The sequence below is a fragment of the Cupriavidus sp. 05T42 genome (assembly GCF_056396345.1).
This window is the reverse complement of sequence record NZ_JBFTLH010000012.1, coordinates 11,128-25,161: the sequence shown is the minus strand read 5'-3', so window position 1 is coordinate 25,161 and position 14,034 is coordinate 11,128. Positions and strand designations below refer to the sequence as shown.

16 protein-coding genes are annotated in these 14,034 nt (G+C 68.2%); 7 read left to right on the top strand and 9 right to left on the bottom strand.

The genetic code is table 11. The annotated features are described in order from the left end of the window. Nucleotides 1-5: 5 nt before the first annotated feature. From AC1EJR_RS17145 to gspG, 8 genes are all read right to left on the bottom strand, one after another. Nucleotides 6-824 (bottom strand): type II secretion system protein N, encoded by an 819-nt coding sequence (locus AC1EJR_RS17145; RefSeq protein ID WP_441593809.1) that lies wholly within the window; start codon nt 822-824, stop codon nt 6-8. Next, complete coding sequence (locus tag AC1EJR_RS17140; RefSeq protein WP_477147306.1) at nt 824-1,405, bottom strand: type II secretion system protein M; 582 nt, start codon at nt 1,403-1,405, stop codon at nt 824-826. The genes AC1EJR_RS17145 and AC1EJR_RS17140 overlap by 1 nt, the downstream gene beginning before the upstream one ends. After that, nucleotides 1,402-2,895, bottom strand: a complete 1,494-nt coding sequence (gene gspL, locus AC1EJR_RS17135) for a type II secretion system protein GspL (protein ID WP_477147305.1) — start codon at nt 2,893-2,895, stop codon at nt 1,402-1,404. Before gspL ends, AC1EJR_RS17140 begins: the two co-directional genes overlap by 4 nt. Nucleotides 2,896-3,075: 180 nt before the next feature. After that, nucleotides 3,076-4,089, bottom strand: a complete 1,014-nt coding sequence (gene gspK, locus AC1EJR_RS17130; protein WP_092300057.1) for a type II secretion system minor pseudopilin GspK — start codon at nt 4,087-4,089, stop codon at nt 3,076-3,078. Continuing rightward, on the bottom strand, nt 4,086-4,838 hold the full coding sequence (locus tag AC1EJR_RS17125) for a PulJ/GspJ family protein (RefSeq protein WP_477113437.1): 753 nt from the start codon (nt 4,836-4,838) through the stop codon (nt 4,086-4,088). Before AC1EJR_RS17125 ends, gspK begins: the two co-directional genes overlap by 4 nt. After that, on the bottom strand, nt 4,816-5,235 hold the full coding sequence (gene gspI, locus AC1EJR_RS17120) for a type II secretion system minor pseudopilin GspI (RefSeq protein ID WP_092300051.1): 420 nt from the start codon (nt 5,233-5,235) through the stop codon (nt 4,816-4,818). Before gspI ends, AC1EJR_RS17125 begins: the two co-directional genes overlap by 23 nt. Beyond that, nucleotides 5,232-5,750 carry a prepilin-type N-terminal cleavage/methylation domain-containing protein gene (locus AC1EJR_RS17115; RefSeq protein ID WP_092300048.1) on the bottom strand — a complete coding sequence of 173 codons (519 nt, stop codon included), beginning with the start codon at nt 5,748-5,750 and terminating at the stop codon, nt 5,232-5,234. Before AC1EJR_RS17115 ends, gspI begins: the two co-directional genes overlap by 4 nt. Before the next feature lie 29 nt (nt 5,751-5,779). Further along, nucleotides 5,780-6,259 carry a type II secretion system major pseudopilin GspG gene (gspG, locus tag AC1EJR_RS17110; RefSeq protein WP_092300045.1) on the bottom strand — a complete coding sequence of 160 codons (480 nt, stop codon included), beginning with the start codon at nt 6,257-6,259 and terminating at the stop codon, nt 5,780-5,782. 177 nt (nt 6,260-6,436) lie between these two features. Here gspG and AC1EJR_RS17105 point away from each other — a divergent pair, with 177 nt between their 5' ends. The 5 genes from AC1EJR_RS17105 (at nt 6,437) to AC1EJR_RS17085 (ending at nt 10,499) form a co-directional block, all read left to right on the top strand. Further along, on the top strand, nt 6,437-6,889 hold the full coding sequence (locus tag AC1EJR_RS17105) for an RrF2 family transcriptional regulator (protein WP_092300042.1): 453 nt from the start codon (nt 6,437-6,439) through the stop codon (nt 6,887-6,889). A gap of 103 nt (nt 6,890-6,992) precedes the next feature. After that, nucleotides 6,993-8,213, top strand: a complete 1,221-nt coding sequence (locus AC1EJR_RS17100) for a globin domain-containing protein (protein ID WP_092300039.1) — start codon at nt 6,993-6,995, stop codon at nt 8,211-8,213. Between the two features lie 80 nt (nt 8,214-8,293). Then, complete coding sequence (locus AC1EJR_RS17095) at nt 8,294-8,992, top strand: general secretion pathway protein (RefSeq protein WP_255370959.1); 699 nt, start codon at nt 8,294-8,296, stop codon at nt 8,990-8,992. Nucleotides 8,993-9,157: 165 nt separating this feature from the next. Then, nucleotides 9,158-9,778 carry an EF-hand domain-containing protein gene (locus AC1EJR_RS17090; RefSeq protein ID WP_092300036.1) on the top strand — a complete coding sequence of 207 codons (621 nt, stop codon included), beginning with the start codon at nt 9,158-9,160 and terminating at the stop codon, nt 9,776-9,778. Nucleotides 9,779-10,007: 229 nt separating this feature from the next. Beyond that, nucleotides 10,008-10,499: an Lrp/AsnC family transcriptional regulator gene (locus tag AC1EJR_RS17085; protein WP_092300033.1), complete on the top strand. Its 492-nt coding sequence runs from the start codon at nt 10,008-10,010 to the stop codon at nt 10,497-10,499. An 87-nt stretch (nt 10,500-10,586) separates the two neighbouring features. Here AC1EJR_RS17085 and AC1EJR_RS17080 read toward each other — a convergent pair whose 3' ends face one another. Beyond that, nucleotides 10,587-11,294, bottom strand: coding sequence for a GNAT family N-acetyltransferase (locus AC1EJR_RS17080; RefSeq protein ID WP_092300030.1), 708 nt, complete (start codon nt 11,292-11,294; stop codon nt 10,587-10,589). 332 nt (nt 11,295-11,626) lie between these two features. Here AC1EJR_RS17080 and kefF point away from each other — a divergent pair, with 332 nt between their 5' ends. Continuing rightward, nucleotides 11,627-12,223, top strand: coding sequence for a glutathione-regulated potassium-efflux system oxidoreductase KefF (kefF, locus tag AC1EJR_RS17075; RefSeq protein ID WP_255370958.1), 597 nt, complete (start codon nt 11,627-11,629; stop codon nt 12,221-12,223). Further along, a complete protein-coding gene (kefC, locus tag AC1EJR_RS17070) occupies nt 12,220-14,034 on the top strand; it encodes a glutathione-regulated potassium-efflux system protein KefC (RefSeq protein ID WP_092300028.1) in 1,815 nt (604 codons plus the stop codon). The genes kefF and kefC overlap by 4 nt, the downstream gene beginning before the upstream one ends.

Genomic DNA, 14,034 nt, shown 5'->3' with positions numbered 1-14,034 from the left:
GTGGCTCAGAAGCGCAGCCGTGTCACGTTGTTCTCATGTCTACCCAGCAGGCTCAACAGCCCTGCCAGTTGCGTGGCGGCGTCGGGGTCGGTACGGGCCGTRCCCTCGAAGCGTGCCTGCCGGCCCAGGGTGCCGCTGCCCTCCAGGTACAGCGGTCCGGCCGTGGTCTTCAGTTGCAGCTTGCCGTCCACGCCGGCCAGGTCCACTTCGGCGCGATAGCTGCCGAGTGGACGTAGCCGGCTCACGGCGGAGGACACCTGGTCGAACTGCAACGTCAGGTGCCCGAAAGTCTGGCTGCCGGTCTTCTTGTCGCCGAACTGGCCGCGCAGCGCGGACCAGTCGATCCGCATCTGGCCGTCCGGCCGCAACGTGTTGAACGGGGCGCCGATGCCTTCCAGCAGCGCGGCCGGCAGGCGGATGGCGCCGGCCTGCGCGGTCCAGCCGGTCGGTGTCACAGCCAGCGTCACCGGGGCCGCCATGGCCTCGGTGTGCGCCAGCGCCACGCGCAGCGTCCCGACCAACAGCGGCCAGCCCGCCACGTTCCATTCGAGCCGGCCCGGCAGGACCGTCGCGGTCTGGCTCCCCGCGCCGGCGGAGAGCGCCAGCGTGGCGCTGCCGTGCCAGATCGTGCCGGCCGCGTCGGCCAGCAGTACCCGGCGTTGCGTGCGGCTGGCCACGCTCTCGGCCAGCCATGCGGCGGGCGCGCAGGCCGCTACCGTCACGGCTACCGTGGCGACGCCCAGCAGCGCCCAGCGCACGCGCTTCCAGCCACGCGCCACGGGCGCGCGCCGGCGCGTCAGACGCAGCGATTCCAGCCGGACCATCAGTTTCGGCCGCCCGAGCCGGGGCCTTGCAGTGTGGCGGTCACGTTGACCAGCGCCGTCGCGCCCACGTAAGCGATACGGGCATCGACCACCTTGAGCCGCTGCTGCGCGCGTACGTCCTGGAGCCAGCCGGCCACTGCGCCGAACGGTACTTTATCGAGTTGAAGCTGCACGGCATTGTCGCCGGTCGGCGCCAGCCTGGTCGGCTTCAGGCCATGCTGGCCCATGCTGTCCTGCAGCGCCTGGGTCAGGGCATCGCCGCGCAGCGTGGGGGCCGGGCTGGCGGCCAGGCCGCGTGCCTCGTGCGCCAGCGTTTCCATCTCGGCAAGGTCCGCGCGCATCTGCGGCAGATTGCGATTCAGGCGGGCGCGGCCATCGGCGGCCGGTTCCCACAGCAGCAGGTAGCCGAAGACGAGCACCAGCAACACGGCGCCGCCGCCGAGGATGGCCTGCTCGCGCGGGTTGCGGGCGTTCCAGAAGGCGTCGAAGCGTTCGCGCCAGCGTTCCGGCACACKCGGTTTCAGGCGCGCGAAGCGGGCGGAGAGGGCGCTGGGCCGGGCGGAGGGACGCGACATTTTCATGATGCGGCCTTCACGGTCCAGCGCGTGGCGCCCTGCGGGGGCGAGCTGCCGCCGCGCGCGGCGTCCGGCGGATTCTTGTCTTCTTCCATCTGCAGGCCGGTCTGGCGCACCGCGTTGCGCAGCGCGCCGGTGTTGGTGCCGGGTTTCAGCGTCACATAGAGCGTGCCCGCGCGGTATTCCAGCGCCAGCAGCGCATCGGGCGGCAACTGCTGGGCGCCGCGCGCGAAGCCATCGGCCAGCGGCAGGAAATCGCCCGGCACGCTACGCCCGCTCGCCGTGCGCAGCTGTTCCACCTGGCGGCGCATCAGCAAGGGCGGCTCGGCGATCTGCGGCACATTGGGGAAGGCGGTGTGGAGCAGGTCCGCCTGCGCGGCCTCGACCCGCTTCGCCTCGTTGCGCAGCAGCAGCCACTGGATATTCACGCCGATGATCTGCACCAGCAGCAGGCCGATGGCCAGCGCCACGGGCAGGCGCCACGCGCGCAGGTTCCAGCGATCCATGCGGCCCTGCGCGAATTCGAACTGGGCGAGGTCGAGCTGGGGATTCTGCAGGCAGTCTTCGGCGCCAACCAGCCAGAGGCGCCAGGCATCGGAAATCCGCGAGGCACGGGCGACCGGCGGCTGCGCGTGGAGTGCCGGCACCGGGGCGTGCGCGCGCGCCGTGGCGTCGCCATGCCATTGGCCGGCCGGAGCCAGCGCCTGCCAGGCCGCCAGCGCGGCATCGCCCAGCATCAGGCCGAAACCCTCGTACTGGCCGGTGCGGGCCGTGACCTGCCACATGCGCGTCGCTTCCGACGTGGCGGTGGCCGTGACGTCGAGCAACGAGGCGGATTGCGAAAGTGCCGTGGCAGCCGCCTCCACGATCAGCGTGGCCGGCTGGACTGGGGCGGTGGGCTTCGATGCAGCCACGGCAGGCGCCGGTTGGGCAGCGCCGGCACCAGCCAGCACGGGCTCGGGCGCCTCGGCGTCGGCCGGCACCGCTTCGACCGGTTCCGGCAACGGCAGGCAAAGCTGCGCGGCCACCACGTGGCGGCGGCGGTGCTTGTGTTCGGCAAAGTTGTCGAGCGCGGCGCGCATCCAGGCGCGGTCCGTCACCATCAGCAGGCGGCGGCGCGCGCCACGGGCGGTCGCCGTCGGGTCCAGCGCCGGCCCGAGCGCGATATGGCAGGGGGCGGCGTCCGTCGCCAGCATGTCCTCGACCAGATTCGGCAGGGCCAGCCGCAGCCGCGCGGGCGGCAGCGGGGGCACCATCGCCGTGKTCAGCAGCACGTCTGAGGCGGCCACGATCAGCACCAGGCGGTCCGCCGCCGGCATGTCGGCGGCCAATGCGTGGCCTTCGCGCAACAGTTCGGGGGCGTGGGGCAGGCCCGGGCGGCGGCTCTTGTCCGCCACCGGCGTGCGGACCAATGCAAAAGCCATGGCGCCAAACTGCCACGGTTGCGGCTGGTCGTGCGGCCGTTGCGGCAGGCGGACGTAGAGGGTGGTGCTCAAGGGTTACCTAAATGGAATCGCTCGGTCGGGGTGGGGCGGCGCGGCAGGCCGCCCGGGTTCGGCGCAACAGCGTACCTTGCCTGTGTGACTAAAGCACGTCAATACAGTCCTGTCTGAATCTGGTCTCGACGTTTGTCCGACATTTATGGAGCATGCCGCACCCGGGGGTGCCCGCATGACTCAGGGCGCCTCCGGCAGGCGGTCGGTGTCGCGCACCCAGAGTACACGGGTGGTGTTGCCGCTCCCGAGCGTGGACGCGCGCTGGACCAACGACACCTGCAGCCGCCGCGCGCGCTCGTGCCGCACCAGACCATACACCAGGAAATAGTGGGTGCTTACCTCAAGCGCTTCGCCGGCGGTGCTGCCGGCCTGCGGCGCGACGGCGCGCAGCTGCGTGCTGATGTCGCCCGTATTGCGGAAGTAGGCGCGGTCGCGCTGGCGCACCAGCTCGCGGGCGCGGTCCAACGGCAGCTTGTCGATGGCGGCGGCCAGTACCTCGGGCTCGGCCGTGTTGGCATTGATCTTGGTCCGTTCGGGCAGGAAGGCGATGAACGGGTCCAGCGCGGCCACCATCTCCGGGTTGTAGCCGGGAATGGCGAGCAGGTCGGCGGCGGTGTCGGGCGGGCGCGGCACGGGCTGGCCGTCGGGCGACGCCCCGCGTGCCGCGCGTACCAGATACTGCGCGGTCGGCTCTGCCAGCGACGGATTCATGCCGAGCGTTTGAAGCAGGCGGCGGTAAACCAGCAGCGAGGGCAGGTCGATCTCCACCACGCGCCCGCTGCCCGAGGCGTTCCAGATATAGAGGTTGTTGAGGTTGAAGCGCGCCTGGGCATCGACGATGCGGCCAGACAGGAACGAGGTCTCCCCGGCCTGGTCCGTGCGCAGCCCGGCGCCKAGGAAGTCGGACAGCCGCGTCTCCGCCACCGGCACCGACCACGGCTCGCCGAGATAGTCGACGTTGGAGCGGCGCTGGTCGTCGCGCAGGATCAGCCGCGCCCAGTCCACGGCCGCGCGCTCGATCCACGCGGCCTGCGCGGTCAGGCGCTGGTTCTCGATCGACCGGATCTGCACCTGTTGGCGCCACAGCATGCCGGAGACGATGACCACGGCAAGCGTCACCATCAGCAGGGCCGTGACCACGGCGGCGCCGCGCTGGTGGGTACGGTGGCGAGGGAGGGCAGGGCGCGCGTTCATAGGCCGGTCATGCAGACTTTCTGGAACCGGCGTGGCGCGTCGCCATCGCCCATCTTTGCCAGCACGGTCAACTCCAGCGCGCGCAGCGTGGCGTTGCCGTTGATATTGGCGAGACCGGCGTCCGCGTCGCTGGCGCCAGCGGTGCCGGCTGCGGTTGCGGCCTGCGCCGCCGCGCTGTCGATGGCGCTCTGCTGCATCAGCGCGGCCCGCACCCGGCCGTTCTCGGCCTGCCAGCCGGCCGGCTCCACCCAGACGCGCGCGGCCAGTTCGGCCGTATCGGGCAGCAGTGGACGCACCTGGGCGCCGCCGGGCGCGCCCTGGCGCAGGTTCACCATCGCACCCTGCACCGCGTTGCGTGAGAGCGCGGGGCGGCTGGCCATACGGACCAGCGTGTTGTTATCCACACGGTAGACCACCACCTGCCAGGCGGTGGGCTGGCCTTCGTCGCGGCGGTCGCGCACCAGCATCAGCTGGTTGGCGCCGAGTTCCACGGGGCTGGCCTGGAGCTGGGTGGGATTGGCCAGGTGCTCGCAATCGGACTGGAACTGGCCGTAGAGCACCTTCAGGGCGTCGAGGCGTGCGTCGTGATCGGTCAGGCGTTCGCGGCTGCGCGTCAGGGAATCCAGCGCACGCCAGCCAATCACGGCCATCACGGCCAGCAGGGTGATGGCGACGAGCATCTCCAGCAGCGTGAAGCCGCCACGCCGGCTGCGGGGGGAGGGCCGCTCAGAGGACGCCGCGCGTTTCATTGGGAACCAAAGTGACGAGCCAGGCCAGCCTGACCGATTTGTCGGTGGCCGACGGGTACACGGCAATTTCCACGCGCCGGAACGACGGATTGGGGGTGCCCGAGACCGATTCCTCGCACCAGAGCGGGGTGCCGCCCTGCGGGCAGTCGTAGCCGCGCGTGCCGGGTTCAGGCCAGGTCTTGGAGAGCCGCAGCGTGGCGAAATGGTTCTCGGCGCTGAATTCGGCCAACATGCGCGATTGCAGCGCGGCGCTCGACTCGGTCATCGAGCCCATCGCCCGCATGGCGGCCGTGAGCGCCACTGCGAGGATGGTCAGCGCCACCAGCACCTCGATCAGCGTGAAGCCGGATCGGTATTGCTGGCGGAGGGTCGATCGGGAGGCAGGGCGGCGGCTCATTGCGGCACCGTGGCCTGGTAGCGACCGCTGCCATCGCCGGTGATGTCCACGCGGATGTCGCCGCGCGTGAGGACCAGCCGCTGCGGCTCGTCCACCAGTTCGCGGCCGAATACCAGCCGCTGCGGGCCGGTGCCCACGCGCCGGCCGCCTTCGACGATCATCACGCTGTCCAGCCCCAGCCGCCAGTGGCCGGGCGCGAAAACATCGGCGCGCATCGGCACCCAGCCTTGCGGGGTGGATTCCAGGAAGCGCCAGCCGCCGGCATCGCCCTCCCAGGCCAGCGGGCGGGCGCCCAGTTGGGCGTCTTCCTGGGCGAGTTCGAACAGGCGGGCGATGCGCTGGCCGTCATCGAGCACACGGCCCCGCTCATTGGGCGAGGCATTGACGGCCACCAGGGAGATGACGATGCCGGCGATCACCATGACCACCAGCAGTTCGAGCAGCGTGAAGCCGGCGGGCCGGCGGCGCTGCGGGCAAGGGCGGCGCGGGAGCAAGGCGGGCGTCGCCGGGGCCATGTCGATGAAGGGGCAGGAGGCGGGAGGACTTATTCCCAGTTGCCGATATCAGCGTCGTTGGCGCTGCCGCCGGCCTGGCCGTCGGCGCCAAAGCTGAACACGTCGATTTCGCCGCGCACACCGGGGTTCAGGTACTGGTAGGCATGGCCCCAGGGGTCTTTCGGCAGCTTTTCGAGGTAGCCGCCGCCCTTCCAGTTGTTCGGCACCGGCTCGGTGGTCGGCTTGCTGACCAACGCCTGCACGCCTTGCTCGGTGGTCGGATAGCGGCCGTTATCGAGGCGATACAGCTTGAGCGCCTGCATGATCGACGAGATATCCTGGCGCGCGGCCACGATACGGGCTTCGTCCGGGCGGCTCATGATCTTGGGCACCACCAGCGCTGCCAGCACCCCCAGGATGACGATCACCACCATGATTTCGATCAGGGTGAAGCCGCGGGCACGGCGCTGGCCATGCGGGCGGGCAGTGGCGGGCGTGCGGGTGGAGGAGAAGTTGGCGAATCTGCGCATCGTGGTGTCTGGCCTTATCGGGATGGACATTCCGCGCCTGACGGGCAGGCACGGCCGGGTATGGCCAGAAAGTATAACCCCCATGGCGTGACTGTTTCGTGTGGGGTGTGGCGTAGCCGGCAGGCATGCATTTATATCTTGCATCTTCAATGCATCTTATCTAGTATTTCAACCACGATGCAACTGACCCGTTTTTCCGACTATGCGCTGCGCCTGCTGATGTATGTATCGCGGGCGGATGGCACCCGGCCGATCACGATTGCCGAGGTCGGCCAGCAATTCGACATCTCGCACAACCACCTCGTGAAAGTGGCCGCGCGGCTGTCGAAGCTCGGCTGGATCACGGCCACGCGTGGCCGCCACGGCGGCCTGCAGCTTGGGCCGGGTGCGGAACGGCTGTCGGTGGGCACGATCCTGCGCGAGCTGGAAGGGCACAAGTCGGTGGTCGACTGCGCTGATCCGCCGTGCGCGCTCAAGGGCAACTGCCGGCTGAAGCTGGCGCTGGACGAGGCCGAGGAGGCCTTCTACCGCGCGCTGGACGGCGTGTCCCTGGGCGATGTCATTGGCAGCCGTACCGCCGAGTCGATCATCACCCTGCATCGTAATTTCCTGAACCGGCGAGCAGCCTGACGGTTCCGGGACATCAGATCCCGGACCCCCGAGCCATGCGCCGGTTTTATTGTGCGATAAAACATGCATCTAGTATGCATGATAATTAATCGGAGTTTTCCAAATGCTGTCGGCAGCTTCCCGCCCCTACATCGATGCCAGCGTTCCCGTGCTGCGTGAGCACGGCCTTGCCATCACGACGCACTTCTATCGCGAAATGTTCGCCGCGCGGCCGGAACTGACCCGGCTGTTCAACATGGGCAACCAGGCCAATGGCGCGCAGCAGCAGTCGCTGGCCTCCGCCGTGTTCGCCTACGCCGCCAATGTGGATCGCGCCGACGTGCTCGCGCCCGTGGTGGAGCGCATCGTCCACAAGCACGTGGCCGTGGGTTTGACCTCCGCGCACTACCCGATCGTCGGCAAGCACCTGCTCGAAGCGATTGCCGCCGTGCTCGGCGACGCCGCCACGCCGCCCCTGATGGCCGCCTGGGACGAAGCCTACTGGCTGCTGGCCGGCGAACTGATCGCCGCCGAAGCACGCCTCTATGACCGCCACAACGTGAAGGCGGGCGAGCTGCAGGCCGTACGCGTGGTGCGCCGCGAAAACGAAGGCGATGCCGTGGTCGCGCTGACCCTCGCCGCCGAGGATGGCACGCCGCTGCGCGACTTCGCGCCGGGCCAGTACATCAGCGTGGAAGCCAATTTCCCCGATGGCGGCCGTCAGCTGCGCCAGTATTCGCTCTCCGCCGAACGTGGTGTGGCGACGTGGCGCATCTCGGTCAAGCGCGAGGCCGGCAATGCCGAGACCCCGGCCGGCGCCGTCTCCAACTGGCTGCATGACACCGCCCGTGTTGGCACGACGCTGAACGTGAGCACGCCGTGGGGCGACTTCGCGCCCGCGCTGGCTGGCAACACGCCGATGGTGCTGATGTCKGCCGGTATCGGCATCACGCCGATGATCTCGGTGCTGCGCACGCTGGCGCTGGAGAACCCGAACCGTCCGGTGTTGTTCGCCCACGCCGCGCGCCATGGCCGTCACCATGCCCATCGCAAGGACCTGGCCTGGGCGCGCGAACGCATGCCCAACCTGCGTACCCATATCAGCTACGAGACGCCCCAGGACGGCGACGTGGCGGGGCATGACTACGACCACGTCGGCACGCTGCCGATCCACGCGCTGCTGACCACCGAGGAAACCTCCGCGTTCCAGGACGGCCAGGTCTATATGTGCGGTCCGATCGGGTTCATGCAGGCCCAGCGCCTGGCGCTGATCTCGGCGGGGATTCCTGTGGGCCATATCCATCGCGAAGTGTTCGGTCCGGACCTGCTGGACGACCTGCTCTGACCCGCTGACTGACAGCCGACACACGCGTCTGGTACGCTAGGCGATCTTCTTTGATCGCCGGCGTGCCGGCGTACTGTCTCGTGGCCACCCTTTCCCGGTCTCCGCTTCGCTTCGACCTCTCCGCTCCCTGGCTGCCCCGCGTCGCGGGGCTGTTGCTATTTGTGGCGCTGTGCGCGCTGGTGACGCACTGGGTGCTCGCGTTCAGCGCGATGCGCACGATCCCGGTGCCCAAGAGCGCGCGTGTGGCGCAGACGGAGGCAGTAGAGACGGGCGCCGTGGCTACGCTGTTCGGCGGCAGCGCCCAGTCGGGCGTGCGTGACGTGCAGTTGATCGGCGTGGTGGCGGACCTCGATGGCGTGGGCCCGGCCGCCGCCATCCTTTCGCTCGATGGCGGGCCGGCCAAGTCCGTGCGCGCCGGGACGTCGCTGTCGCCGCAGATCAAGCTGACCGAGATCCATGGCCGCAACATCGTGATCGAACGCAACGGCGTGCGGCAGGAAATCGCGCTGCCGCTCCAGACCGGCGTCAGCGCCGGCAGCCGTGGCACCGCGCCGGCGGCCCCGCCTTCCGGGGCTGCCGCGCCGCTCTCCACGCCGCTGCAACCGCCGGCCAACCTCGCACCGCCGCCGTCCGTGACGGCTGGCGCGATGGCGCAACCGGCCCAGCCACCTCAGCAGCCCTATCAACCGCCGCCGCCGCAGACCATGCAGCCGCAGCCCCAGGTGGCGCCGGCCCAGATGGCTCCCGGCGGCATGCCGGACGCGCCTGGCGGCGGCTGACCCGCCACCGTTTCAAACCATTGCGCAATATTGGCCTGTCTTTCGCCTGTTTACGCGAGTCATCCTTTCTGTGAGGCCCGTAACATCGTATTAAAAGTGCCAACTTTGCGAGATCGTCTGCGTTCTAATCCGTACATGCCCAACATGACGAAAAGGAGCACAGACATGCAACGGACTCACACGACGCACATCCTGAAGAAGCTGGCGGCCGCCTCGGCCATGGTCGTGGTCGCGGGCGCCGCTTTCGCCCAGGCCACCACGCCGGCCCCGGCACCGACCACCCCGCCGGCCGCCCAGGGCCCGGCAGGCGCCCCGCGCGGCGACATGGGCCGTCACCACGGCGGCCCCGGCCACCATGGCGGCATGTGGCTGAAGTCGGTCGATACGGACGGCGACGGCGCCATCTCGAAGGCCGAGGCCGACGCGATGTTCGCCAAGATCGATACCAACAAGGACGGCAAGCTCGACAAGTCGGAACTGGCGGCCTACCGCAAGGCGTCGATGGAGGAGCATCGCGCCAAGATGCGCGCCGAGTTCGAAGCCAAGTTCAAGGCGGCGGACAAGAACAACGACGGCGCGCTGACCCGTGACGAGTTCAAGGCCGCGTTCCCGCGCATGGCCAACCGCTTCGACACGATCGACGCCAACCGCGACGGCAAGGTGACTACCGCCGAAGTGGAGTCGAGCATGAAGAAGATGCGCGACGAACACATGAAGCACCACGGCGGCCCTGGCCGCAGTCCGGGCGCCTCGGCCCCGGCGGTGCCGTCGAGCAGCGGCGGCTAAGCCTTCGCCACCCTGCTGGAAAGCGCGACCTTCGGGTCGCGCTTTTTTTTGCCTCAGTACCTCGGAAAGTGCCGAAGTTGGCACCATCCTTGCCTCTCCGGGGCGCACCGCCGGCGCACGTCGAGGGCGGTTCAGGCGGATTCCTCATCAAATAAATTGCGTAGTTGTGCCTGACTTGCTAAATTTGCGCAAAAAAATTGCCGACAAATATACTGCGGAGCAACAAAACGTGAGCAAGGTGGAGCTGGACAAGATCGACCGCAAGATTCTGGAGGTCCTGCAGACCAACGGGAGGCTGACCAACCTGGAAGTGGCCGAGCGCGTGAACCTGTCGCCGAGCCCATGCCTGCGCCGGATCCGCCGCCTCGAGGAAATCGGGGTGATCCGCCAGTACGCGGCGCTGCTCGAGCCCAACAAGATCGGGCTGGGGCTGCTCGCCTATATCAATGTGCGGCTGGAGAAGCAGGGCGGCACGCCCAAGGGCAAGGCGCCGCTGGACCTGTTCCGCGCGGCCATCCAGAACTGGCCCGAAGTGGCCGCGTGCCACGCCATGACCGGCGAGATGGACCTGCTGCTCAAGGTCTATGTGCAGGATATGGAGCACTTCGCCCGCTTCATGCAGGAGCAGTTGCTGGCCCATCCGTCGGTGATCGATGTTCGTTCGAGCTTCGCGCTGGAGTCGATCAAGGACACCACGGCGCTGCCGGTGGCCGGCGACTGATCGACGAAATCGGCTCGTAAACGCAATCGACGCACCACCAGGGTGCGTCGATTCGTCTTGCGATTCGTGCGATAACGGGCCGAGCCGTCAGATCACGTGCTTCTGCGGCAGCAGCGAGCGCCAGAAGCGCAGGCCGAAGCGCCGTGCGTCGCGCAGGTTGCGGCGGACCATGTAGTCGAGGTCGGCCACCTGTTCGTCGAGCGCCTCGGTCAGGCGGCTCACGGTGTCGGCGGGCGGCAGTTCCAGGTAGGCATCGGCCTCGCCATAGGCGTATTGCACCTTCATGCCGGCCTTCTTGGCGATGTGCATCATCGCTGCATTGCGCGACAGGCAGTGCATGTACAGCGTGCGGACATTGGTATTGCGGCCATGCATTGCGGCACGCTCGAACAGCGCGCTGCCGATGCCCCGGCCCCGCGCGCTCTGCGACACCGACACGCCGAACTCGGCCACGCGGCCCTGGGCGTTGTCGCGCAGGTTGGCAAAGTGGCCCACGCCGATCAGCACGAGGTCTTCGTCATAGACGCCGAACACGGTGTCGTGGTCGAAGTCGATGCTGTCGACGTAGCCTTCGATCACATGGTCGCCAACGGACTGGCCAAAACGGAGCAGGCGATCTTCCTCGCCCAGGGCGAGAAAATGCTTGAGCAGGCGCGAGCGGTGATGCGCGGCCAACTCCCGCACCAGAACGGTGGGGCGATGTCCGGAGCGGCTGGCGGCACTGGCCTCGGCGGCACGGCGAAGATCTTCATCGGTTACGGCACCGACGGCCTTGCTCAGTTCGAGCGGGTTCACTTTGGTTTCCTCTTGCTGCGATCAGTATGAAAATAGCACCCACACAGTGAATGCCCAGCCACTTTTGGCGTATCTCGGGGCAAACACTAGGTTGCTGCAATGCGAAAAGTATTGTAGTGGATTTGTCAGGGTCGCGTAAGCTTTCGGGCGCAATGGTCGGCGCAGGAAATTGCATCAGACTGTGACGGCCAAGAAAATCCCGTAAAATCAAGCGGTTGCCGGAGAGGCTACAACGTCATATGGGTGACGGTGTGGATTTGCTGCAACGCCGCACACTTCCAGCGCTCTGTGGTGATCAGACGCTAACCGGAATCTTCGCCTTGCCACCCTCCATGCATGAGCCCCCCATCGTTGTGATCTATGCGCATCCCGCGCCCCGCCGTTCCCGCGTCAACCGTCCGCTCGCCGAGGCGCTGGCCGCCCTGCCGCACGTGGCCGTGCGCGAGCTTTACCGGCTTTATGTGGATTACGACATCGACGTCGTGGCCGAGCAGCGGCTGCTTTCCACCAGCGAGACGGTCGTCCTGCAATTCCCGGTCCGCTGGTACAGCGTGCCCGCGCTGCTGAAGCTCTGGATCGACGAAGTGCTCGAGCCCGGCTGGGCCTACGGGCCAGGCGGCACGGCGCTGCGCGGCAAGTCGATGCTGGTGGTGGTCAGCACGGGCGGCCACGCCGATGCCTACGGGCCGGACGGCTCCCACGGCCATCCGATTGCCGATTTCCTGCTGCCGCTCGAGCAGACCGCCGTGCTATGCGGCATGACCTGGCTGCCGCCGGTGGTGCTGCACGATGCCAACAACGCCGATCCGGAGGCCATCGCGCTGCATGTCGAGCATGTGGCCCGGCATCTGGCGCCGCCCGAGCCGGTACCGCCCGAGGTGGCCTCGGCCGATGAAGTGCCGTCCGAGGAGCCGGAGGACGCGCCATGAACCAGCATGACTTCCTGATTGCGCTGCTGGTGTTCCTGGTGGCGGCCGTGGTGGCGGTGCCACTGGCGCGGCGGCTTGGCCTCGGCGCGGTGCTCGGCTACCTGATCGCCGGCGCGGCCATCGGCCCGTTCGCGCTGCGGCTGGTCACCAATGTCGAGTCGATCCTCCATTTCTCGGAGTTCGGCGTCGTGATGATGATGTTCGTCATCGGCCTGGAACTGGAGCCGCGCAAGCTCAAGAACCTCAAGAAATCGATTTTCGGCTACGGGACGACGCAGCTCGCGGTCTGTGCCGTGGTGCTGGGCATCCTGGCCGCGCTGCTGGGCGCGCCGTGGCAGGTGGCGCTGGTGGCGGGGCTTGGCCTGGCGCTGTCTTCCACGGCCATCGCGTTCGCCACGCTGGCCGAGCGGAACCTGATGGGCACCCCGGCTGGCGCGGCCAGCTTCGGCATTCTGCTATTCCAGGATATCGCCGCGATCCCGATGATCGCCTTGCTGCCGCTGCTGGCCGCCGATGCCGTCGGCGCGGTACCGCATGGCCCGCCAGCCTGGCAGACCGCCGGCAAGGCGGTGGCCGTGATGGCGCTGCTGGTGGTGGTGGGCCGCTACCTGGTGCGCCCGGTGCTGCGCTTCATCGCCCGCACKGACATGCGCGAGATGTTCACTGCGTTCGCGCTGCTGCTGGTGGTTGGCATCGCGCTGATGATGGACGCGGTGGGCGTTTCCATGGCACTCGGCACCTTCGTGGCCGGCGTGCTGTTGGCGGATTCGGAGTACCGCCATGCGCTCGAGGCCGATATCGAGCCGTTCAAGGGCCTGCTGCTGGGGCTGTTCTTCATGGCAGTGGGCATGTCGATCGACTTCGGCGTGCTCAGCGAGTCCCCGGGGCAGGTGCTGGGCCTCGTGCTGGGCTTCGTCGCGGTCAAGACGCTGATTCTGGCGCTGCTGGCGCGCCGTTTCGGCATCTCGCGCGGCCAGTGGCTGCTGTTCGGGCTGCTGATCTCGCAAGGCGGCGAGTTCGCCTTCGTGGTGTTCGGCGTGGCCGCCCACGCGGGCCTGCTGCCGCCGCATATGGAGGCGCTGCTGGTGCTGGTCGTGGCCTTGTCGATGGTGGCCACGCCGTTGCTGCTGCTGGTCTTCGACCGCCTGATCGCGCCGCGCCTGCATGCGCTGTCGCGCCGTAAGGACGACGCGATCCCGCCGCAGCACAACCCGGTGCTGATTGCCGGCTTCGGGCGCTTCGGCCAGATCGTCGGCCGCCTGCTGTACTCGCAGGGCATTACGGCGACGATTCTCGACCACGACCCGGACCAGATCGAGTTCCTCAAGGGCTTCGGCTTCAAGGTGTTCTATGGCGACGCCACCCGCGTGGACCTGCTCGAGGCGGCCGGCGCCGGCACGGCCCAGATCCTCGTGGTGGCCATCGAGGGCATGGAAGACAGCCTGGCGCTGATCGACCGCGTGCGAGCGCGCTTCCCGCACCTGAAGATCTACGCACGGGCGCGCCACGTCTCGCACGTGTACCAGCTCAAGGACCGCGGCGTGGAGATCTTCGAGCGGGAGATGTTCGAGGGTTCGCTGATGATGGGCCGCCGCGTGCTGGAGGGGCTGGGCATCGATCCGGCCGACGCGCGCAGCGTGGCCTTGCGCTTCCGGCGTCACAATATCCAGGCGATCGACCGTTTCTACCCGCACTACCGCGACCAGACCAAGCTGGTATCGCTGGCGCGGCAGGCGCGCGACGAACTTGAGGAAATGTTCCGCCAGGACCGCGAACAGCGGCAGAAGCAGGAAGACGCGGAGTGGTCCTGA

Bases quoted from the DNA above. Each gene is read 5' to 3' on its own strand.
- AC1EJR_RS17125 (WP_477113437.1), bottom strand. From the start codon at position 4,838: ATGAAACGCGCGGCGTCCTCTGAGCGGCCCTCCCCCCGCAGCCGGCGT.
- gspG (WP_092300045.1), bottom strand. From the start codon at position 6,259: ATGCGCAGATTCGCCAACTTCTCCTCCACCCGCACGCCCGCCACTGCC.
- kefF (WP_255370958.1), top strand. From the start codon at position 11,627: ATGCATGAGCCCCCCATCGTTGTGATCTATGCGCATCCCGCGCCCCGC.
- gspI (WP_092300051.1), bottom strand. From the start codon at position 5,235: ATGAGCCGCCGCCCTGCCTCCCGATCGACCCTCCGCCAGCAATACCGA.
- AC1EJR_RS17105 (WP_092300042.1), top strand. From the start codon at position 6,437: ATGCAACTGACCCGTTTTTCCGACTATGCGCTGCGCCTGCTGATGTAT.
- AC1EJR_RS17090 (WP_092300036.1), top strand. From the start codon at position 9,158: ATGCAACGGACTCACACGACGCACATCCTGAAGAAGCTGGCGGCCGCC.
- AC1EJR_RS17115 (WP_092300048.1), bottom strand. From the start codon at position 5,750: ATGGCCCCGGCGACGCCCGCCTTGCTCCCGCGCCGCCCTTGCCCGCAG.